The sequence below is a fragment of the Bradyrhizobium sp. LMG 9283 genome, from assembly GCF_045571415.1.
In the GTDB taxonomy this organism is placed as follows: Bacteria; Pseudomonadota; Alphaproteobacteria; order Rhizobiales; family Xanthobacteraceae; genus Bradyrhizobium.
In genome coordinates, this window is the sequence record NZ_CP120691.1 from 5,684,742 (window position 1) to 5,705,447 (window position 20,706).

Annotated in this window: 16 protein-coding genes and 1 pseudogene; 10 read left to right on the plus strand and 7 right to left on the minus strand. The window is 63.2% G+C overall.

Annotated elements, in window-relative coordinates; all coding sequences use genetic code 11:
* The first annotated feature begins 4 nt into the window (after nt 1–4).
* From bluB to P6U29_RS27015, 5 genes are all read left to right on the plus strand, one after another.
* Nucleotides 5–637 (plus strand): 5,6-dimethylbenzimidazole synthase, encoded by a 633-nt coding sequence (gene bluB, locus P6U29_RS26995; protein ID WP_407113125.1) that lies wholly within the window; start codon nt 5–7, stop codon nt 635–637.
* A 151-nt stretch (nt 638–788) separates the two neighbouring features.
* Nucleotides 789–1,820 carry an ABC transporter substrate-binding protein gene (locus P6U29_RS27000; protein WP_407119430.1) on the plus strand — a complete coding sequence of 344 codons (1,032 nt, stop codon included), beginning with the start codon at nt 789–791 and terminating at the stop codon, nt 1,818–1,820.
* Nucleotides 1,817–4,456: an ATP-binding protein gene (locus tag P6U29_RS27005; RefSeq protein WP_407113127.1), complete on the plus strand. Its 2,640-nt coding sequence runs from the start codon at nt 1,817–1,819 to the stop codon at nt 4,454–4,456. The genes P6U29_RS27000 and P6U29_RS27005 overlap by 4 nt, the downstream gene beginning before the upstream one ends.
* Nucleotides 4,457–4,723: 267 nt before the next feature.
* Nucleotides 4,724–4,882, plus strand: a complete 159-nt coding sequence (locus P6U29_RS27010) for a hypothetical protein (RefSeq protein WP_407113128.1) — start codon at nt 4,724–4,726, stop codon at nt 4,880–4,882.
* Between the two features lie 177 nt (nt 4,883–5,059).
* On the plus strand, nt 5,060–6,019 hold the full coding sequence (locus tag P6U29_RS27015) for a c-type cytochrome (RefSeq protein WP_407113129.1): 960 nt from the start codon (nt 5,060–5,062) through the stop codon (nt 6,017–6,019).
* Nucleotides 6,020–6,164: 145 nt separating this feature from the next.
* Here P6U29_RS27015 and P6U29_RS27020 read toward each other — a convergent pair whose 3' ends face one another.
* Together P6U29_RS27020 and P6U29_RS27025 are read right to left on the minus strand one after the other, a co-directional pair.
* Complete coding sequence (locus P6U29_RS27020; RefSeq protein ID WP_407113130.1) at nt 6,165–6,641, minus strand: hypothetical protein; 477 nt, start codon at nt 6,639–6,641, stop codon at nt 6,165–6,167.
* A 353-nt stretch (nt 6,642–6,994) separates the two neighbouring features.
* Nucleotides 6,995–7,918: a LysR substrate-binding domain-containing protein gene (locus P6U29_RS27025; protein ID WP_407113131.1), complete on the minus strand. Its 924-nt coding sequence runs from the start codon at nt 7,916–7,918 to the stop codon at nt 6,995–6,997.
* Nucleotides 7,919–8,045: 127 nt separating this feature from the next.
* Here P6U29_RS27025 and P6U29_RS27030 point away from each other — a divergent pair, with 127 nt between their 5' ends.
* Both P6U29_RS27030 and P6U29_RS27035 read left to right on the plus strand, forming a co-directional pair.
* The gene (locus tag P6U29_RS27030; protein ID WP_407113132.1) at nt 8,046–8,984 is read left to right on the plus strand and encodes a ring-cleaving dioxygenase; all 939 of its coding nucleotides are present in this window, start codon (nt 8,046–8,048) and stop codon (nt 8,982–8,984) included.
* On the plus strand, nt 8,981–9,607 hold the full coding sequence (locus P6U29_RS27035; RefSeq protein ID WP_407113133.1) for an alpha/beta hydrolase: 627 nt from the start codon (nt 8,981–8,983) through the stop codon (nt 9,605–9,607). The genes P6U29_RS27030 and P6U29_RS27035 overlap by 4 nt, the downstream gene beginning before the upstream one ends.
* A 48-nt stretch (nt 9,608–9,655) precedes the next feature.
* On the opposite strand, the gene P6U29_RS27040 is transcribed toward P6U29_RS27035, so the two are convergent.
* Nucleotides 9,656–13,819: a LuxR C-terminal-related transcriptional regulator gene (locus P6U29_RS27040; protein ID WP_407113135.1), complete on the minus strand. Its 4,164-nt coding sequence runs from the start codon at nt 13,817–13,819 to the stop codon at nt 9,656–9,658.
* A gap of 151 nt (nt 13,820–13,970) precedes the next feature.
* On the opposite strand from P6U29_RS27040, the gene P6U29_RS27045 reads away from it, so the two are divergent.
* The 3 genes and pseudogenes from P6U29_RS27045 to P6U29_RS27055 all read left to right on the plus strand — a co-directional run bounded on the left by P6U29_RS27045 (nt 13,971) and on the right by P6U29_RS27055 (nt 15,018).
* Complete coding sequence (locus P6U29_RS27045) at nt 13,971–14,216, plus strand: nuclear transport factor 2 family protein (RefSeq protein ID WP_407113136.1); 246 nt, start codon at nt 13,971–13,973, stop codon at nt 14,214–14,216.
* Between the two features lie 437 nt (nt 14,217–14,653).
* A pseudogene (locus P6U29_RS27050) lies at nt 14,654–14,755 on the plus strand (IS5/IS1182 family transposase); the annotation flags it as partial.
* Nucleotides 14,756–14,886: 131 nt separating this feature from the next.
* Nucleotides 14,887–15,018: a hypothetical protein gene (locus P6U29_RS27055; protein WP_407113138.1), complete on the plus strand. Its 132-nt coding sequence runs from the start codon at nt 14,887–14,889 to the stop codon at nt 15,016–15,018.
* A 797-nt stretch (nt 15,019–15,815) separates the two neighbouring features.
* Here P6U29_RS27055 and P6U29_RS27060 read toward each other — a convergent pair.
* The 4 genes from P6U29_RS27060 to P6U29_RS27075 form a co-directional block, all read right to left on the minus strand.
* Entirely contained in the window at nt 15,816–17,012 is a 1,197-nt protein-coding gene (locus P6U29_RS27060; protein WP_407112447.1) for an IS91 family transposase, read from the minus strand.
* An 11-nt stretch (nt 17,013–17,023) separates the two neighbouring features.
* Nucleotides 17,024–17,914: a tyrosine-type recombinase/integrase gene (locus tag P6U29_RS27065; RefSeq protein ID WP_407112448.1), complete on the minus strand. Its 891-nt coding sequence runs from the start codon at nt 17,912–17,914 to the stop codon at nt 17,024–17,026.
* 558 nt (nt 17,915–18,472) lie between these two features.
* Nucleotides 18,473–19,666 (minus strand): IS91 family transposase, encoded by a 1,194-nt coding sequence (locus P6U29_RS27070; RefSeq protein ID WP_407112508.1) that lies wholly within the window; start codon nt 19,664–19,666, stop codon nt 18,473–18,475.
* A gap of 10 nt (nt 19,667–19,676) precedes the next feature.
* Nucleotides 19,677–20,552 (minus strand): tyrosine-type recombinase/integrase, encoded by an 876-nt coding sequence (locus P6U29_RS27075; protein ID WP_407112507.1) that lies wholly within the window; start codon nt 20,550–20,552, stop codon nt 19,677–19,679.
* Between the last annotated feature and the right edge of the window lie 154 nt (nt 20,553–20,706).

A 20,706-nucleotide genomic window follows, 5' to 3' on the forward strand; every position in this document is an offset into this window, starting at 1 on the left:
CCTCATGATCGAGTTCGACGATAACTTCCGCCAGCACTTGCGCGAGCTGTTCGTGTGGCGCCGCGACGTGCGCCGCTTTCGCAGCGATCCCTTGCCGGACGGTGCAATTGAACGCCTGATCGAGACAGCTTGCCTCTCGCCTTCGGTCGGCCTCAGCCAGCCCTGGCGCTTCGTCACTGTCGATGACGCCGCACGGCGGCGGGCCGTGACCGACGACTTTAAATCATGCAACGCCGATGCGCTGAGCGCCTATGCTGGCGAGCGCGCCGCGCGCTATGCCACGCTGAAACTGTCGGGCCTCGAACAGGCCCCAGGTCACCTTGCCGTATTCGCGGACAAGACCAGCAGCGTCGGTCACGGCCTCGGCCGCGCGACCATGCCCGAGACAACAGAATATTCCGTGGTCGCCGCGATCACGGCGATGTGGCTTTCCGCGCGCGCCGACGGTATCGGCATCGGCTGGGTGTCGATCCTGAGCCCGGATCGGATCCACGCCATTCTTGATGTGCCGCAATCCTGGAAATTCATAGCCTATCTCTGCATCGGCTATCCGGAAGCCGAATGCGACCGGCCCGAGCTGGAGCAGGCGAAGTGGGAGCATCGGCGGGGCGCCGACGAGTTCACTCTGCGCCGCTAAGCCCAGCGCTCGAACGGCTTGCGGATCGACGGGTGCCGCACCGGCGAAAGCGTGCGAATGAACATTCACATGCGCCTTTCGTCGATTGTGGGCACCCGGCTTTCGCGCTAAGCATCCAGCGAAATCAGGCGATCGTGCAACGCATTCCATGATGGGGCGGTCTTTCGTGTCCGTGGCGATCAATCGCCGCGGCTTCATTCGGGTCGCGGGCGCAACCGCCGCCGGATGGATCGCGCTCGGCGCGACGCCGGATCGGATGCGGATCGTCGCCTCGCTGACGGCATTGCCGCTCGACGATGAGCTGACCAGACGGAGCATGATCGACAGCCCGACTTCCCGTCTGGGCGGCCTCATCGTCGGCTTGCGGCTGCGAGGCTGGGTCGAAGGCGTCAACTTCCGCCTCGAAGTCCGTTCGACCTTCGGCGCACCGGACAAACTGAAGACGGCCGTTCAGGAATTGGTCGACCTCAAGCCGGACGTGATCCTGACCGGATCGACCGTCGAGACCGCAGCCGTCCTCGCCGCCACCAAGACTATCCCAATCGTATTCGCCACCGCGAACGATCCCGTCGGCAACGGCTTCGTCGAAAGCCTCGCGCACCCCGGCGGCAACGTGACCGGCTTCACCAACAGCACCGCCGAGATGGGCGGCAAATGGCTTCAGCTGATCCACGAAGCCGTGCCCGATGTCGCCCGTGTCGGCATCCTGTTCAACCCGGCGACCACGCCGCGCGGCGGGCGCTTCTTTCTCGAATCGATCGAGCAGGAGGCCGCAGCGTGCGGCGTGTCCGCGGTACCCGCGCCCGTCGACGCGCCAACGGAGATCGACGAAGCCGTCAGGCGCTTCTCCGAACCGCCCAAGGCGGCGATGCTGGCGCTGGTCGACAGCTTTCTGGTGGTCAACCGGCAGGCGGTCGTCGCGGCAGCCGCCAAATACCGCGTGCCGACGATCTATCCGTTCCACTACTTCATGGATGCCGGCGGGCTGATGAGCTACGGGCCGACGCTCGAGGTGCGCTCGGCCGATTATGTCGATCTCATCCTGCGCGGCACCAAGGCCGGCGATCTGCCGGTGCAATCGCCGCGCAAATACGAGCTGCTGATCAACCGCACGGTCGCCCGCACGCTGGGCTTGGCGATCCCGTTTACGCTGCTCGCGCGCGCCGACGAGATCCGCGAGTGAACGAGCCGATCGACCAGGCAGCATTGCGGACGCCTCCCGGCCGGCTGTTCAGAAAATATCTCTACGCGATCGTCGCCCTCGCCTTTGCCGCGCTCGCCATCAACACCGGTTTCGACGTCTGGTTCTCCTATCGCGAGCAGAAGCAGCTGCTGGCGGCGACTCAGCGCGAACAGGCGGCCTCCGCAGCCATACAGATCGGCCAGTTCATCGGCCAGATCGAAAACCAGATCAGATGGCTCGCGCGCCTGCCGCCGGAGCTGTCGAGCAACGAGGACGAGCGGCTGAACGCCATCCGTCTCCTGCGCCTGTCGCCTGCGATCGCGGAAATCGCCGAGCTCGATGCGCAGGGCCGCGAGCAGGTGCGCGTGTCGCGCCGTGTCGCCGACAAGGTCGGCAGCAACGCCGACCTCTCCAACTCGCCCGCCTTCCGCGGCGCCAATGACAGCCGGGCCTATTACGGACCCGTTTATTTCTTCGGCGACACCGAGCCGTTCATGACGCTCGCGACGCGCGGCACCGGCCGCGCTCCCGATGTGATCGTCGCCGAGGTCAATCTGCGCTTCATCTGGGACCTGGTTGCCGGGATCAGGGTCGGCAACACCGGCAAGGCCTATGTCGTCGACCGCATGGGCGTGCTGATCGCGCATCCGGACCTGTGGCGGGCACTACAGCGCAGCGACCTCTCCAGCCATGCAGAGATCCGTGCCGCGCTCGACGGCGTCGGGCCGCCGTCGGGTGGCCTGGTCAGGAAGGATCTGTCCGGCCAGCGCGTGCTGTCGACCTATGCGACGGTGCCCTCGCTCGGCTGGCTGGTGTTCGTCGAGCTGCCGCTCACCGAAGCCTACGCGCCGATCTATGCGTCGATCGGCCGCTCGACATTTCTCCTCGTCATCCTGCTGGTTTGTGCGGTGCTGGTTTCCCTCGTTCTCAGCCGGCGCATGACCGTGCCGATCCAGATGCTGACGCAAGGAGCCAAGCGGATCGGCAGCGGCGACCTCGGCCAGCGGCTCGCGATCAAGACCGGTGACGAGCTGGAGGCGCTCGGCGACCAATTCAACCTGATGGCTGCGCATTTGCGCGAGTCCTACGCAACGCTCGAGCGCAAGGTGGCCGAGCGCACCTCCGAGCTCGAGAAGGCCCGCGATCAGGCCCTCGCCGAGCATGACGCCGCCGAGCGCGCGCGCAGCGCGGCGGTCGCAGCCAACGAGACCAAGTCGCGCTTCCTCGCCGTCGTGAGCCACGAGCTGCGCACGCCGCTGAACGGCGTCATGGGCGTGCTGCAACTCTTGGACGACGGCCGGCTCAGCGAGGTCCAGCGCCGCCACCTAGCGACCGCGGCGGCATCGGGCGAAACGCTGATCGCGCTGGTCGATGCTGTGCTGGAATATGCGCGCCTCGAGGCCAGCACCGAAATACTGGAGACGCGCGACTTCCGTCCCGACCAGCTCATCGAGGCCGCTGCCGACCTGATGCGTCCGCAAGCCCGAGGCAAGGGTCTGACCTTCGACCTCGCTTGCGATGCGACAGTCAATACCGCCGCGCATGGCGATCCAGTCAGGCTCAATCGCATCCTGCTCAATTTGATCGGCAACGCGATCAAGTTCACCCCGAGCGGCTGGATCTGCGTGAACGCGGTGGCCGATCGGCGCGACGATCACATCCTCCTGCACATCACGGTTCGCGACACCGGCATCGGCATCGCGCCGGAGCTGCACGAGCGGATCTTCGAGGACTTCGTCCAGGCTGACGACAGCATCGCGCGGCGGTTCGGCGGCACCGGTCTCGGCCTGGCGATCGCGCGCCGTCTCACCCGCCTGATGCACGGCGAGCTGACGGTTGAGAGCGCGCCGGGCGCGGGCAGCGCGTTCACGCTCGAAGTGCCGCTTGGCCTCGCTGCAAGCGGCATCGCGCAAGGCGCGCTTCCGCCGCCGTCGCGGCAGCTCCGCGTGCTCTTGGTCGACGATGACCCTGTCAATTGCGAGGTCGGCGCAGCGATCCTGAACCGGCTCGGCCATCACCCCACGATCGCCGGGAACGGCACGTCGGCCATAGAGCTCGCCCGCGATCAGGCGTTCGACGTCACCCTGATGGATCTGCACATGCCCGATATGGACGGCGTGGAGGCGGCCTCGCGGATCGGCAAGCTCGGTCTTGCCAAGATGCCGCGCATCATTGCCGTCACGGCCGACGTGTCGCACAGCGCCCGAGAACGGCTTGCAGGCGCCGGCATCACCAAGGTCGTCAGCAAACCGATCCTGATCAACGCGCTGCGCGAGGCGATCGAGGGCGATATCCAGGCTCCGCCGGCAGCAGCGCAATTCGCGGCCGGCGCATTGATCGACCGGCACTTTCTTGACGACCAGCGGGAGCTGCTCGGCGCCGCGCAAATCGACAAGCTCCACCATCTGCTGGACGAGACCGGCGAAAAGCTGATCGAGGACATCACCAAGGCTGCGGCGATTGGCGATCACGTGCAGCTCGCGCGATCCGCGCACCAGCTCGGCAGCGCGGCGAGCGCGCTCGGTCTCGTCCGCCTGTTCGAACGCTGCCGCGAGATCGAGTTGACGGCGGCCGCGATGTCCCCTCACCGCCAGCGAACTCGCTGCGCTGCGGGAAACGTCGATGAGCGCGCTTGACGATCTGCTTCAGCCGGCCGAGCAGCGTTCGGGGAGCTGACCCTACCTCAGTATGGTCACGTCATACCCGCGCACAATGGCGACGACCAAGTGCTCCGTGCTACCTATGAAAGCACAGTGAGAAGCAACGGAACCGGCCCCGCGAGCCGGCAGTTGCAGGGCAAGTCCGGCGGCGTAACGCCCGCCGGCCTGTCTCTTGATCGAACGGCGCAACGCCGCTCCAGGACTTGGTGTCTACTGTCACACTTTGGCTGCAGAGAGTACGCCATGAGACACATCGCCGATCTCCTCGTACGGTTTTGGCAAGGAAGCCAGCCTGCATCCGATACTCAGGTTGCGGCTATGGCCGAGAACCGGGATCAATCCAGCATGGCCGATTTTGTCCGCATCCTGCAGGCCTACGATCGAGACCACTCCGTCCGCTGACCCCGACAGCTGAATTGCACATTGACGTCTGCGAGACCCAGGCGTTGAATGGCGTTTTCGATGTGGCGGAGGAGCTGAAGCGTCCCGCCGCCCGACAAGCAGTCGGTTAGCCGCTCCTGATCCTCGCCTTCGGAAAATACAGTCTGGCTTCACCGACGCGCTGCGAGGTCGAGAGCCATGAGATTTCCGATTGTTCTATGGGCGTTCTCGATGGCATTGCTCACCGCGGCAGGGGCGCGTGCGCAAACCCAGGAGGGCCCGCCGGCATGGGCCTACCCAGTAAACCCGCCCAATTTTCAACGCACGCCTGACGATGGTACCATCAGGCACGTTCCTGACAGTGCCGCCGGTTTTACACTCACGCAAGTGCGCGATCTGTTCGCCGCGCCTGACTGGCATCCGGACGATCATCCACCAATGCCGGAAATCGTGGCAAAGGGGAGAAAGCCAGAGGTGTTCGCATGCGGCGTCTGTCACCGGGCGGACGGACCGGGCGGTCCTGAGAATGCCAGCCTATTTGGGCTCTCTGCGGAATACATCATTCAGCAAACCACGGAGTTCAAGCTGGGTCTGCGCACGAACTCGGCGCCTCGCGTCGCCACCGACCTGATGATCAAGTTGTCCAAAGCGGTGACTGATCAGGAACTCAGCGAGGCCGCCGCCTACTTCGCCTCCATCAAGCCGAGATCGAATATTGCCGTCGTAGAGACCGAGCTGGTGCCAAAAACGCAGGTGAGAGACTTGTTCTTGGCTCCGTTGGACGGCACCGAGAAAGAACCCATCGGTCAGCGCATCATCGAGATACCGGAAAACGTTGAACACTTTGTCAGCCGGGACTCGCGCGCTGGTTTCATCGCCTATGTCCCGCCAGGCAGCGTTCAGAAAGGACGAGCGCTCGCAGCGAACAGCGATCCGCGCATCCAGTGCGGGGTCTGTCACGGTGCTGACCTCAACGGGACTGCCATCGCGCCGGGGATTGCATCCCGTTCGCCCACTTATATGTTTCGGCAGCTCTATGATTTCAAATCGGGAGCGCGCAAAGGCGCCAATAGCGAACTCATGAAACCGGTTGTCGAGAATCTCAGCATCGACGACATGATCGCCCTGGTCGCCTTTTCGGCGTCGCTCAAGCACTAACATTCTTCGGGCGCTGTCCGGGACGGCCAGCTGGCCACGAGCGAGATCAATTTTACGACTCTGGTCGATTCTTCAGCAGGTGCCCGGCCGGCAATGTGCCGCCGGCCGGCTTCCTTCGTGCCGGGGATCTATGACCATTGCGCTGTCATGAGCCGGACGTTTTGACGACGAGCTTTATATTTAGCAGGTTGACGCCCTTGAACGGGTTCGGCGCGCTTTCGATTGTTCCCGTACCCGTGGCGTTTGCATAAGCACCTGTGCCCGAGAGGATCGTGTATTCGCCCGTTGATTTGCCGTCTTTGGCCAAACCGGTGTAGCGCGCCGTAATCGAACCTTCCTCGAACGTGTAAGTGCTATAGCCGAAGAAGGGGCCCGACCCTTTAAGCAAGTCCGAAGTATTGACGAACTCTTTCACTCCGATACGGCCATCGTTGAAGACGGCGACGCCGAAGAATTTGCCAGACACAACCGTCTGTCCTTCGACGTTTGCGGCCTCGATGACCTTGAGGTCGATCGGCTTCGTGATCAGCTTGAACTCAAGCACCCGCTCGCCGGCTACGGCGGGTGACGCCACGACGGCCAACATCAGGCCAGAAAGGAAAAGGGTGAGAGACTTCCGCATAGGCTCCTCCTGCGCTTGTTGAAATCAAGTCGAGAAGTGCCGGCGAGCCACACATCGTGCCGCCGCTTTTCGCTGCGGCAAGAAAGAGAGCCCCCGGCGACGCCCCGGCAGCGGCTGAAGCTCTTTGGTCCTAAGGCGCGAAGCCGGGACGCAAGTATGAGTCCGGAGCAATCGGAAGAAAGTTCAGCTTCCGTTGCGGTATAATAGTGTCCAACCATCTCCGTAGGTCCCTCAGTGGATCGATACGGGCGATCTAATTGAGCTGACCAAAACCTGCTTCGAAGGCGCGCTTCCGCATCTGGCCAAGGTCGACCTGTCTCGCGTTTTCCGGCAAGACCGCTGACCTCTTCCCTCTAGCGAGTCGTCGCCTCGCGCCCGCCGCCTTTGTCCACGTCGCGCCCAAACCGCTCGACCAGAAAGTCGATGAACAGCCGCACCTTGACCGACAGATGCCGCGTCGGCGGATACACCGCATAGAGCGCGAGCGGCGGCGCAAAATAGTTGTCCAGCACCGTGCGCAGTTCGCCCTTCCTCAAAGCATTGGCAGCGATGAACTCCGGCAGCAGCGCCAGCCCCCTACCCTTGATCGCGACGTCGCGCAGCACCTCGGCATTGTTGACGCAGAGCGACCAGGCCGGCTGGATCCAGTGATCGCCATCACTGCCGGTGAGCTTCCACTGGTTGCCCGTGAGCAGGAAGCCATAGGTCAGCGAGGCGTGCTCGCGCAGATCCTGCGGATGTGTTGGTGTGCCATGCCGCGCGAGATAATCCGGCGAAGCGCAGATCATGCGCGCCACTGGCATGATTTTGCGCGCGATCAGGCTGGACGATTCCAGCTCCGCGATCCGCAACGTCACGTCGAATCCGTCCTGGACCGGATCGAGCAGATCGTCGCTGAGCACGATCTGGAGCTGAAGCTCGGGATAACGCGCCATGAAATCGGCGAGCACGGGACCTAACCGCATCGTGCCGAACGACATCGGCGCGTTGACGCGCAACAGCCCGCGCGGCGCCGACTGGGCCTGCGCCACCGCCTGGTCGGCCGCCTCGATCTCCGAGAGGATCACGAGCGCGCGCTCGAAGTAGCGCTGGCCGTTCTCGGTCGGGCTCGCGTGCCGCGTGGTCCGCTTCAACAGCTGAACGCCGAGGCTTTCCTCGAGATCGGCGATGTATTTGCTGATGGCCGAGCGCGACAGCCGCAGCTGTCGTCCCGCCTCGGCAAAGCTGCCGCTTTCGACCACCTTCACGAAGGCGCGGAGGCTGCCGAGCTTATCCAAGCGGCCACCCCGAGGATTGTTTCCAAATCGTAGACATAGCCGTCATATTTGCATGGATTGTCCCCAATCCAAAGCGGAACGATATTTGGGCCAGAGCAAGACCGCTCCCCAAATCTGGAGGACGACAATGTCTGGACTGCACCATGTCACCGCGATCGCCGGCGACCCCATCCGCAATTTCGGCTTCTACACCCGGGATCTCGGCCTGCGCTTTGTCAAGAAGACGGTCAATTTCGACGATCCCGGCACCTATCACTTCTATTACGGCGACGAGACCGGCCGCCCCGGCACCATCCTGACCTTCTTCCCCTGGGCAGGCGTCTCGGCCGGGCGGCGCGGCGTCGGCGAGACCCATCAGACCGCCTTCCGTGTGCCGCAGCGCTCGCTCGGCTACTGGACGCAGCGCTTTACCGAGAAGGGCATTCGGTACGAGGCGCTGGAGAAGCGCTTCGGCGAGCCCGTGCTGCCGTTCACCGATCCTGACGGCATGGCGCTGGCCCTCGTCGGCATTCCCGGCGCGGAGAACGAGCCCGGCTGGAGCAATGGCGACGTGCCGGCCGAGCATGCGATCCGCGGCTTCCACGGCGTGACCCTGCTGCTCGACAGCGCGGCGAAGACGGCTGCCATCCTCACCGACGTGTTCGGTTTCAAGGAAACGGGACGCGAAGGCTCGGTGATCCGCTTCAAGGCAGCGGGCGATGCCGAAGGCAGCATCGTCGACATCTACGAGGCCAAGGGTTTCCTGCGCGGCCATCAAGGCGGCGGCTCGGTGCACCACATCGCCTTCCGCGCGGCTGACGATGCCGAACAGGGCAACATGGCCGCGAGGCTCGTGAGCAATCACGGCCTGCACCCGACCGAGCAGCGCGACCGCAACTACTTCCGCTCGATCTACTTCCGCGAGCCCGGCGGCGTGCTGTTCGAGATCGCGACCGATATCCCCGGCTTCGCCGTCGACGAGCCCGTCGCGACGCTGGGACGTGACCTGAAGCTGCCGAGCTTCCTCGAACAGCATCGCAAGCAGATCGAGGGCGTTCTGCCAAATCTGGAAGAGACCGCGTCATGACCGAAACCGCATTCATCCATCGCTTCGAGCCCGCGATCAATGCGGGCTCCCCTCCACTGCTGCTGCTGCACGGCACCGGCGGCGACGAGAACGACCTGCTCGGGCTCGGCAAGATGATCTCGCCTGGCTCCGCCCTGCTCTCGCCGCGCGGCCGCGTGCTCGAGCACGGCATGCCGCGCTTCTTCCGGCGTCTGGCTGAAGGCGTGTTCGACGAGGCGGACGTGCGCCGACGCGCGATCGAGCTCGGCGAGTTCGTCGCGGAGGCGCGGAAGCAATACGGCCTCGCCGCGCCGGTCGCGGTCGGCTTCTCCAACGGCGCCAACATTGCAGCCGCGCTGTTGCTGCTGAAGCCGGAGGCGTTGTCCGGCGCAATCCTGCTGCGCGCCATGGTGCCGCTGTCGGATCCGCCGAACGCCGATCTCGAAGGCAAGCCCGTTCTGCTCCTCTCGGGACAGCGCGACCCGATCGTGCCGGCAAGCAATTCGGCACGGCTAGCGGCTCTGCTTTCGCAAGCAGGAGCGAGCGTGACCCACAGGATCCTGCCGGCAGGCCATCAATTGTCGCAAGCCGACGTGACGCTGGCCCGCGACTGGATCGGGAACGTCGACGCCAAGGCGGCGTGATCAAACAGCGGCGCATCGCTCTAGAACGGTGCGCCGCGATCCAACGCTTCAAATCAGCAAGTCATGAGGCGTAGGTGCGATGCCGTGATGTGGCCCATCATTGCCGTGGTTGGCCGCGTGTTCATGAGGTGCCATTTTGACGATCATCTCGAGGTCCGCTTCCTGACCGGGCGGAACGTGCGGATCGAGCGGATCATGAAGTCCTTTAAGCTCGACTGGCGCGACGGAAGTGGAAGGAGCTGTCTCGCCATCGAAGCGGAACACCAGTTCTTGATGTGCGCCGTCGATCTCGGATGCAGCTTTGGCCGGCTGTGCGGCTTCTGATGCGGTTGCCGCAGATTGCGTAGCCTGCTGCGAGTTTCCGCCTCCAGCCTCACGGCCGGCTGCAACACTCGGTTCGCCAATCTCGCTTGTTTGCGCCGTGTTTGCAGAGCGTGAGTGCCCCGAGTTGCCGTGTTCCGCGACGCCTGGTTCTGCCGTCGCCACTGCCGCTGACGCGCTCGCAGCGTCCGAGGCCGGAGCGTGATCCTCGGCGCCATTGCCCGGTGTGAAACCAGCTTCACTCAACTCCGTGGCCGCCACCTTTGCAGACCCTGGCTCCGAAGCGTGCTGCGAGTTACCGCGGCTCGCGCTGTCGGCCGTTGCGTTGCTCGGTTGGACGACCTCGGCTGCTTCCGGTGCGTTTGCAGAGCTTGAGTGGAGATCGTGCCCCGAGTTGCCGTGTTCGACGCCGCTTGGTTCTGCCGTTTTCGCTGCACCTCGTGAACCGTCCGATGCAGAGGAATGATGCTCATTGTCAGTGCCGGCGCCGCTGTCCGGTGCAGACCCCGCTTCGGCCATCTCTGTGGCCGCCTTCGCAGAGCTTGGCTCGGCGTGGTGCGAGTTACTGTGGCCCGCGCCGTCGACGGTTGCGACGCTCGGTCCGACGATCTCGGCTGCTTCCGGTGCATTTGCGGCGGTTGAGTGTGAATCGTGCCCCGAATTGCCGTGTTCCACGCCAACTTGTTCTGCCGTCTTCGCTGATACTCGCGAAACATCCGAAGCCGGAGCGCGATGCTCGCCGCCATTGCCGACGCCGTTGCCCGGCTTGACACCAGCTTCAATCAACTCCGTGGCTACCGCCTTTGTAGGCCCTGGCTCCGAAGTGTGCTGCGAGTTACCACGGCCCGCGCTACCTGCCTTTGCGACGCTCGGTTCGCCGGTCTCGGCTGCTTCCGGTGTGTTTGCAGCGGGTGAGTGTGAATTGTGCCCCGAATTGCCGTGCTCCTCGCCACCTTGTTCTGCCGTCTTCGCTGATCCTCGCGAAGCCTCCGAAGCCGGAGCGCGATGCTCGGCACTATTGCCGACGCCGTTGCTCGGCTTGACACCAGCTTCAGTCGACTCCGTGGCTACCGCCTTTGCCGGCCCTGGCTCCGAACCGTGCTGCGAATTACCACGGCCCGCGCTACCTGCCTTTGCGACGCTCGGTTCGCCGCTCTCGGCTGCTTCCGGTGCGTTTGCAGCGGGTGAGTGTGAATTGTGCCCCGAATTGCCGTGCTCCTCGTCACCTTGCTCTGCCGTCTTCGCTGATCCTCGCGAAGCCTCCGAAGCCGGAGCGCGATGCTCGGCGCCATTGCCGACGCCGTTGCCCGGCTTGCCGCCGGCTTCAGTCGACTCCGTGGCTACCGCCTTTGCAGGCCCTGGCTCCGAAGAATGCTGCGAGTTGCCGCGGTCGGCGCTAGCGGCCGTTGTCACGCCCTGATCGATCTCAGCTGCTTCCGGTGCGCTTGCAGCGGCTGAGTGCCCGGGTTTCCCGTGTTCCGCGTCACCTGGTTCTGCCTTCGCCGACCCCGGCGTAGCCTTCGAAGCCGGAGTGTGATGCTCGGCGTCATTGCCGACGCCGTTGTCCGGTTTGGAGCCGGCGTTAGCCGACTGCGCGGCTGCCGCCTTTGCAGACTCTGGCTCCGAAGCGTGCTGCGAGTTGCCGGGGCTCGCGCTAGCGGCCGTTGCGACGCTAGGTCCGACCACCTCGTTGGGCCCAGCCGACAAAATGTCCGTATCCGTCTTGATCGGCTCGCTCTTGAACGTGAGATTCCCAACTGCCGCAGCCGTCGCGCTTTGAGCAGGCTCGATTGATGAAACGCTGATCGAGACGTGAGAGGCACCATCGCTCTCTTCCGTTGCAGCCGCCGAATCACTGGTGACGGTCCTGAACCGCGTCGAGGTCCCTGAGCCGGCGCGAGTCTGCCCGAATTGAAACCTCAAGCCATCGTCGGCCAATCTGCTCCAGACTCCATCCGTCCCGGTTGCGCTCTCGCCGACAACTGTATGGACACTATCCGCACTCAGAACAGTCTCATCGGTTGCGGCCACCGATATCAGCGCTGCTTCGAGCTCCTCCAAGGTGATCGCGACCGCCGTGCCTTCCGGCTGGTGGACGAAATCCGACTCCGCAATGGACACAATCCCCTGCAGATGGATTTCCAGCAGGCTTCGATCCCCGATATCAAGAACATGATCGGTCGGATTCACATAGACGATCGTTTCATTGCTTGCGGAGTCGTAGATCCAGGCGAGGGTATGTGGCGGTATGGACTTGCTTGCCGCCGTCATATGCAACCAGGCAAGCGCTCCGAAAGCTGCAAGATTGATCCTGCTCGGCCCAGATGCGAAATCGAAGACCGAGGAGGATAACGTAGAATCGATCGAGGAGCGATGAACAACGTTTTCAACGACGTTGCCGCCAATCAGTTGACCGTGGCTATGTCCGCCAATACCGGCGTCGTGACCAAAGTCCAACACGCCAAGAGTCTTTTGGAGGTTGTCACCCGCGGCGCCATCGCTTGCTTGGCCCCGAGCGCCTTCTCCGGCGACACCATCGCTCCCAGTAGTCAGGAACGCGGAAGGCAGGTGGGCATCGTGCGAAGGGAACCCCGCGACTGATTTGTCGGCATGATGAGCGTCAGCATTGTTGATCGCGGCCAGTTTTGTGGTGGCATTCTCTCCGGTGACGGCCTGCAAGCTGTCGATCGAAGCATGACCCGCGTCATGCGTCCGTGCGACGGCGAGATGGGGATCGTGCAGCGCGTAGATCAGCGCGCCGGCGACAGCGGCGAAGGTGCCATACTCTCCGTGAACCGACGTCGGATTGGACGCGGGCCGCGGGACTTGATGCTCCGGGGTCGGGTTACCTCCAATCTGTGTGCCGTTCATTCCTCGCAGCGAATGCGCAGCAAGACTGGGCGCGCTCGATCCGATAGAACCGAAGTCTTTCCACGGTTTCGAGCTTACGGATTGCTCGGCTGCGTGCAGCGCTTCCATCGCCGCCGCCGGGCTCGTGACTTGGTCCAGTTTGGCAGAAAAATCTCTCTGGGTGAGCGGAGGCGTCTCGGAGGATTCCCAGACGATGAGGTGCCGGAGGATGGCCTTTTTCCAGGGCTCATATTCGGCGTGCTCTCCCGCGTGGCCGATACTGTCGTCATTCGGAAGCATGTCCTTCGCTTCCGACGCCTTGAGTTCGTCCGCAATGGTGATCGCCAGAAAGGCCAGCGCGAGCGTACCGAAGCCGGAGGGGCGCTGCAGCAACGCGAGGGTCGCGAGCACAGTTCTGTTGGTGATCTCGAGCTTCTGAAATATATTGTAGAGGTGTACTTTGACCGTGCCTGGGGAAACGTCCAGCTGGCGCGCGATCTCCTTGTTCGACATTCCTTCCGACACTAGTCGTACGATTTGACGTTCCCGGTGCGTCAAGAGCTCCAGCATCTTTTCAATTTTGCCACCGCCGTCGGCGTCCTTGCCGGTTGGCAACAGATCGAACTGCTCGGTTGACACACTGCGTTTCGTCATCAGCCGCAGTGATCGCAGCATGGTGTCGGGGGAGGCATACTTCGAAATTGCGCTGCAGGTGCCGGCAGCGATCGCTGCTGTTAGATCGTGGTCGGATTCGGACTCGGTAAAGAACACCAGGCGCGTGGAAAGATTCTCAGCTTTCGCAACCGCGAGGATCTCGGTTACCGTCAGATCTGGCAGGGTGTCAGCAAGAAGCGCAACGTCGGGTGTCAAGTTCCGGATTGCCTCGAGACAGCTCGTCCCATCGCTGGACGATGCGACAACGTCGAAGTCATGCTGTGCCCCGAGTACCGATCTCAGCCCCTGTAGCACGATCGGTTGTCGATCTCCGATCACGAGCCGGATGCGCGCGGATACCCCCTGCTTGGCAGTCACGTCTAACATGGACTCTGCCTCGGCCCGGCATCTATGTGCTTCGGCATATGGCCGGGGCCGGGTGAGGGTATTAAAATACAATTAATCGATCGGAGAAAGAGGCTTAGTGAGGTTAACCCTACCTAAAGTGGCAAGGTTTGACCGCCTGCAGGTGAGAAATATGTCATTTGACCCGATGGCCGTTGCCATCGATTGGCTCGATGCCTACCGCGCGGGCGATATCGAAGCGATCCTGGATATGTATGCCGAAGATGCCGTGGTTCACTGCGGCTGCGGCGGCGTCAAAACCATTAGCGGCCGCGAGGCACTTCGTGCCTATTGGCTCGATCGCCTCCGAGAATCCGGCCGGCACGTTGAACGATCTCAATCTCTCGCAGGATGGGATCATTATCTCGTACAGCACTAGTAGCGGTGTCATGACTGCGAATTTTGCGTTTGACGCCGCCGGGAGGATTAAGGAGCTGAACTGCGGTCCCTCACACTAGAGCCGCGGGTGCGACGCCAATCTTTGAGAGCAACGCCCGGGAAACGAACGTCCTCCCGCCCCCGGACGCAGCGCAGCACGAAGTGATGCACTGCCGAGCCGGGGCCCATGCATCAGCGATCCGTGTGGCCTTCCGGGTCCCGGCTCTGCGCCAGCCCAGGCGCCCTGCGTCATGGCAGGCTCTCTGATCCAATCGGCGCCATGATTCGGCCCCCGGTCTGGGACTTTGAATCATAGAGGTCCGGCAAAACGCAACGCTTCTAGCCCGGCCCCGCTTCGGCGCTTACGGGCAGAAGCGGACATCAATCTCTGACCAACCCCGCTGAATCCGTCGAAAATGACCCGTTGCCATCAGGCCGATGTTGCCGAACAAGCCGCGTGGCGTTCCTCGGGTGAACGACCGACGGGTCCTGCGTCATACGGGCAACTGGGGACCTCCACCGGAGGCTTGGTACTTACCCGGTGGTCCATTCAAGGGCTGGTTTGACGAGTCGGGATTGTTTGGTCCTGTTGAGCACAAGTGCTATCCATGGAAATGGCAGCATACCAACTAAGCTACACAAATTTCTTGAGTACGCGTTCGGACATTCGGATGCTCACGCCGACCATACGCGAAGAGTTGCTTGGCGAAATTTCCAAAGCAATCGACGCTCATGGAGGAGAGCTCGAACTGGACTATGAAACTCACCTCTACATTGCACGCCGTATTGATTTCGATAACTAGCTCCCTGTCCGTTTCAAGCGCCAGGAAGTGGCCCATCGCCGCTCAGTTGGATGCTCCTCTGGGCTTCGGCTGTCGGGTGAAGAGCGGAAGCGGATTGCAGAGGTCTGGACCGCCGATTGTGACCCCATGCTGACTTTCTTGAACGGGCTTGCTTGGCCTCCGTTCGGATATAGAATCCCTGAAAAAGTGCGCGGATCGGTGCACCGTCGCGGTGAGTGGCGAGAAGAGGATGTGGACCTTCTTAATCGGCCTTTGCATTTTCGTCGGGCTTGCGACGGCTGCTCTATGGCTTGGGCAATGGGCCAGACAGCGCTTCCCGAAGGCATATACGACATTTGACAAAATTGTTTCCAGTATCGATCTGCTTTTCATTGTACTGGTGTTTTTTGTACTGTTTTACATGACACGTTGACGGGGCTGGCCAACAAGCTTCGATCCCGGTTAGATAGTCCGCTTCTGTGAAGGGTTTCGGATGCCGGCCGCATGAGGGACGGCGCGGCGTGTTCGGCGGCCGGCGTCCGAAAGCCTCCAAGGGAGGAAACCGCGGGTAAGGGATGTAAGGTCGGGCCGCAGGCGCTATGGGGTTTTGAGCGCCGCGGGCGAACTCGTTGATTGGGATCGAGTCGGCCCAACGAGTTGCACGACGGTGAAGTCGCTGACGAATGCGCGGCGGATGGCCTTGAACTCCAGAAGTTGTCCGACGATTTGCGACGGCTGGTGGATATCTGGGCGCGCTCTGCCGTGGCTGGTCGAGGGCCAGCGAGCGCGGCGAGCGGATTTGCGGGATTGCGGCACGGTCATGAGGTGTCGATCCTGATGTGGTTCGTTGGAGCTGTCGGCCGATGCCGTGGCATTGCACCGCGCTCGAAGACTTCGATTATGATCATGCGACCGCCGCAGCATGGACAACTCGGTTTGCCGGGATCGGCGGCGGCAGTGGGCTGGCCTTCAGGTCTTGCGACGGCGAGCAGTTCACGCGCGTGGGCGACGTTGTCAGCGCAAGCACTCTTGGCGAAGAGGCCGTAGTGGCGGATGCGGTGCAAGCCCTTCGGCAGCACGTGGATGAGAAAGCGGCGGATGAACTCGGCGATGGCGAGCGTCATCTGCTTGTATCGGTCGCGGCCCTCGATGCGGTAGTCCTTCCATTTGAAGGTGACGAGCTGTTCGTCAAAGGCGATCAAGCGGCTGTTGGCGATGGCAACGCGATGAGTATAGCGTGACAGATAGGCCAGCACCGCCTCGGGGCCACCGAATGGACGCTTGGCGTAGACGACCCACTCGGCTTTACGCAGCGGCGCGAGATGGGCTGCGAAGGACTGTGCGTCAGCCAGATGCGCGTAATCGCCGAAGAAACTCAGGCGACGGGCTCGGTGGGTCGCGATGAGCTTCTCCAGGAACAGCCGTCGGAACAGGTGGGAGAGCACGCGCACCGGAAGGAAGAAGCCCGGTCGGCATGATACCCAGCGCTGGCCATCTGGTGAGATGCCGCCACCCGGCACGATCATGTGCACGTGCGGGTGATGGGTCAGTGCCGAGCCCCAGGTGTGCAGCACGGAGGTGATGCCGATCCTGGCACCGAGATGCTTCGGGTCGGCGGCAATCGTCAGCATGGTCTCGGCCGAGACCTTGAACAGCAGGTCGTAGACGACGGCCTTGTTCTGGTAGGCGATGTCGGCGATGGCCGCCGGCAGTGTGAACACGATGTGATAGTACGGCACCGGCAACAGCTCGGCTTCGCGTTCGGCGAGCCATTGCTTCGCGGCGGCGCCTTGGCACTTCGGGCAGTGGCGGTTGCGACAAGAGTTGTAAGCGATGGTCGTATAGGCGCAATCCGCGCAGCGCGCGACATGGCCGCCGAGTTCCGCCGTGCGGCAGTGCTCGATCGCCGACATCACCTTCAACTGCTGGAGGCTCACATGGCCGGCGTTGGCCTGACGCCACGCCGGACCATGGCCGCGGAAGATGTCCGCGACCTCCAATCTTGGACGCGCCACGTGCCTTCCGCTTAGGCCGGTGGCGTGTCCCTGGACTCATTCTTCTTGGACGTCAGCGGCGTGAGGCGATCCAGCGGGCTCATGACCTCGCGGATGGTGTTGGTGGCGACGCGGGTGTAGAGCGCCGTCGTCTCGAGTTTAGCGTGGCCCAGCAGGACCTGAATCACTCTGATATCGATGTTCTGCTCGAGCAGGTGGGTCGCGAAGCTGTGGCGCAAGGTGTGCGGCGTCACCCGCTTGGCAATCTCGGCCATGTCCGCCGCAGCATGGCAGGCACGCGTGAGCTGGCGTGTCGTCATCGGGCTGGCCGGCTTCAGTCCCGGAAACAGCCAGCCTTGCGGGCGGCCGATGCGATACCAGTCGCGCAAGAGCGCGAGCAGCACCGGAGACAGCATGGCGTGGCGATCCTTGCGGCCTTTGCCCTGCTCGACGCGCAACATCATGCGTTCGGAATCGATGTCGGACACCTTCAACGCAACGACCTCAGAGACGCGCAGTCCCGCACCGTAAGCGACGCTGAGCGCAGCTTTGTATTTGATGCTTGGCGCTGCCTCCAGAAAGCGCGTAACCTCTTCCGGGCTTAACACAACCGGAACCTTGCGCGGCTCGTGCATGAACGACAGGTGCTTGGCAAGCTCGGGCCGATCGAGCGTCACATTGAAGAAGAAGCGCAGCGCCGAGACCGTGGCGTTGATCTTTGGCGCGTGGGCGCCGATCGACGCCAGATGAAGCCGAAAGCGGCGCACGTCCTCCGGCTGGGCCTGGTCGGGCGAGCGGCCGAGGAACGCCGCGAAATCCTTGACCCTTTGCACGTAGTCATGTTGGGTCTTCGGAGCGAACTTGCGGATCGCCATGTCTTCGATCATGCGCTGGCGCAACGGGCTGATGGCCTGCTTGGTCATTGGGGATGCTCCTGTCTTGAGTGAGGTTGTCGAACCCCTCGATCTCAAGACAGGACGCCCCGTTGCGCTATCCTGTTGGCTGCCCCGCCTGCCGTAGCGCCCTACCGCGCGAGCGGTTTAGTCCTTTGGCCCTCAGCGACCGAAATTCATGTCTGCTCACACGTCTGCATTCAAGGCAAGAGCGGACTCGTTTTGCTCAATGCGAGTTCTTCGGATGTTGTGAAGGGTTTCGGATGCCGGCCGCATGAGGGACGGCGCCGCGTATTCGGCGGTCGGCGTCCGAAAGCCTCCAAGGAGGAAACCGCGCTTGAGGGAACGTAAGGCGTTGCGGCGGGCGCTATGGGGATTTGAGCGCCGCGGGCGAGCTGGCTGATTTGGATGGAGCCGTTGCAACGAGTTGTGCGACGGTGAAGCGGCTGACGAATGCGCGACGAATGGCATCGAACTCGACAGGTCGCCCGAGGATTTGCGTCGGCAGGCGGATGTCTGAGCGCGCTCCACCGTGGCCGGTCGAGAGGCGGCGAGCGCGATGAGCTGATTTGCAGGATTGAGACGCGGTCATGAGGTGTCGATCCTGGTGCGGTTCGTTGGAGCTGTCGCCCGATGCCGCGGCGTTGCACCGCGCGCGAACACCTCGATGATGATCATGCGGCCGCCGCAGCATGGACACGTCGGCTTGCTTTGATCGACGGCGGCAGGCTTGCCTTCAGGTCTTGCAACGGCGAGCAGCTGCCGCGCGCGGGCGATGTTGTCGGCGCAGGAGGTTTTGGCGAACAGGCCGTAGTGGCGGATGCGATGCAAGCCGCGTGGCAGCACGTGGATGAGGAAGCGGCGGATGAACTCGAAGGTCCCGAGCGTCATCTGCTTGTAGCGATCGCGGCCCTCGATGCGGTAGTCCTTCCACCTGAAGGTGACGCCACGCTGGTCGCAGGCAATCAGGCGGCTGTTGGCGATGGCAACACGGTGGGTGTAGCGCGACAGATAGGCCAGCACGGCCTCGGGCCCGCCGAACGGACGCTTGGCGTAGACGACCCACTCGGCTTTGCGCAGCGGCGCCAGGAAGGCTGCGAAGGATTGCACCTCGGCGAGATGAGCGTCATCGCCAAAGAAGGTCAGGCGGCCCGCTTGATGGGCGGCGACGAGCTTCTCCAGGAACAGCCGCCGGAACAGGCGGGAGAGCACGCGCACGGGGAGGAAGAAGCCCGGCCGGCAGGACACCCAGTGCTGGCCGTCGGGCGAGATGCCACCGCCCGGCACGATCATGTGCACGTGGGGATGATGGGTCAGCGCCGAGCCCCAGGTGTGCAGCACCGAGGTGATGCCGATCCTGGCGCCCAGATGCTTGGGGTCGGCGGCGATCGTCAGCATGGTCTCGGCCGAGACCTTGAACAGCAGGTCGTAGAGGACGGCCTTGTTCTGGTAGGCGATGTCGGCGATCGCTCCTGGGAGCGTGAACACCACATGATAGTACGGCACGGGCAACAGCTCGGCCTCGCGGTCGGCAAGCCAGTCCTTCGCGGCGGCGCCCTGGCACTTCGGGCAGTGCCGGTTGCGGCAGGAGTTGTAGGCGATGGTCGTATAGGCGCAGTCCTCACAGCGCGCGACATGGCCGCCGAGGGCTGCCGTGCGGCAGCGCTCGATCGCCGACATCACCTTGAGCTGGTGGAGGCTGACATGGCCGGCATGGGCCTTGCGCCATGCCGGGCCATGGTCGTGGAAGATATCCGCAACCTCCAAAGCCGGGCGCGACACCGCTTTGGCGTCAGCCGGGCGGCCGGATCTCCTTGAGCTTGAGCGCGATGTGCTCCAGCGGGCTCATGACCTCGCTGATCGTCTTGGTAGCGACGCGGGTATACAGCGCCGTGGTGTCGAGCTTGGCATGACCGAGCAGCACCTGGATCACGCGGACATCGATGTTCTGCTCCAAGAGGTGGGTGGCGAAGCTATGCCGCAAGGTGTGCAGCGAGACGCGCTTGTTAATCTCCGCCATTTGCGCAGCGGCATGACAGGCGCGGTTGAGCTGGCGCGTGGTCATCGGCTGGGCCGGATCGCGGCCCGGGAACAGCCAGCCCTGGGGGCGCGCCGCCTTCCACCAGGTCCGCAGCAGGTCGAGCAGGTATGGGGAGAGCATGACGTTACGATCCTTGCCGCCCTTGCCCTGTTCGATGCGGATGATCATGCGCTGGCTGTCGATGTCGGAGACCTTGAGCGAGACCACCTCGGTGGCGCGCAGGCCGGCGCCGTAGGCCACGCTCAAGGCCGCCTTGTACTTCAGCCCCGGCGCAGCATCGAGCAGTCGCGCCACCTCCTCGACGCTGAGCACCACCGGCAGCTTGCGCGGCTCGTGAATGACATGGGTATGCTCGACGATCTCGTGGCGCTTGAGTGTGACCCGAAAGAAGAACCGCAGCGTCGAGACGGTCTGGTTGATGGTCGGCACGCCAACGCCGCTTGCCGTCAGATGTAGCTGATAGCGGCGCACGTCCTCGAAGGTCGCCGTATCCGGTGATCGCCCGAGAAACGCGGCGAAGTTCTTGATTCTTTGCACGTAGTCATGTTGGGTCTTCGGCGCGAGCTTGCGGATCGTCATGTCTTCGATCATGCGCCGGCGCAACGGGCTCATTGCCTCGTCGGTCATGGGGATGCTCCTGTCTTGGGTGAAGGTTGCGAACCCCTCATCTCAAGACAGGACGCCCCGTCGCGCTATCGTCTTGGCTGTGTCGCCAGCCCCGGGCCCTACCGCGCGAGCGGTTTAGTCCTGTGACCCTAAACGGAAATCGGGCGTCGCCTGA

Bases quoted from the DNA above. Each gene is read 5' to 3' on its own strand.
- P6U29_RS27045 (WP_407113136.1), top strand. From the start codon at position 13,971: ATGTCATTTGACCCGATGGCCGTTGCCATCGATTGGCTCGATGCCTAC.
- P6U29_RS27055 (WP_407113138.1), top strand. From the start codon at position 14,887: ATGCTCACGCCGACCATACGCGAAGAGTTGCTTGGCGAAATTTCCAAA.
- P6U29_RS27015 (WP_407113129.1), top strand. From the start codon at position 5,060: ATGAGATTTCCGATTGTTCTATGGGCGTTCTCGATGGCATTGCTCACC.
- P6U29_RS27010 (WP_407113128.1), top strand. From the start codon at position 4,724: ATGAGACACATCGCCGATCTCCTCGTACGGTTTTGGCAAGGAAGCCAG.
- P6U29_RS27075 (WP_407112507.1), bottom strand. From the start codon at position 20,552: ATGACCGACGAGGCAATGAGCCCGTTGCGCCGGCGCATGATCGAAGAC.
- P6U29_RS27040 (WP_407113135.1), bottom strand. From the start codon at position 13,819: ATGTTAGACGTGACTGCCAAGCAGGGGGTATCCGCGCGCATCCGGCTC.
- P6U29_RS27030 (WP_407113132.1), top strand. From the start codon at position 8,046: ATGTCTGGACTGCACCATGTCACCGCGATCGCCGGCGACCCCATCCGC.
- bluB (WP_407113125.1), top strand. From the start codon at position 5: ATGATCGAGTTCGACGATAACTTCCGCCAGCACTTGCGCGAGCTGTTC.
- P6U29_RS27020 (WP_407113130.1), bottom strand. From the start codon at position 6,641: ATGCGGAAGTCTCTCACCCTTTTCCTTTCTGGCCTGATGTTGGCCGTC.
- P6U29_RS27065 (WP_407112448.1), bottom strand. From the start codon at position 17,914: ATGACCAAGCAGGCCATCAGCCCGTTGCGCCAGCGCATGATCGAAGAC.
- P6U29_RS27000 (WP_407119430.1), top strand. From the start codon at position 789: ATGGGGCGGTCTTTCGTGTCCGTGGCGATCAATCGCCGCGGCTTCATT.
- P6U29_RS27035 (WP_407113133.1), top strand. From the start codon at position 8,981: ATGACCGAAACCGCATTCATCCATCGCTTCGAGCCCGCGATCAATGCG.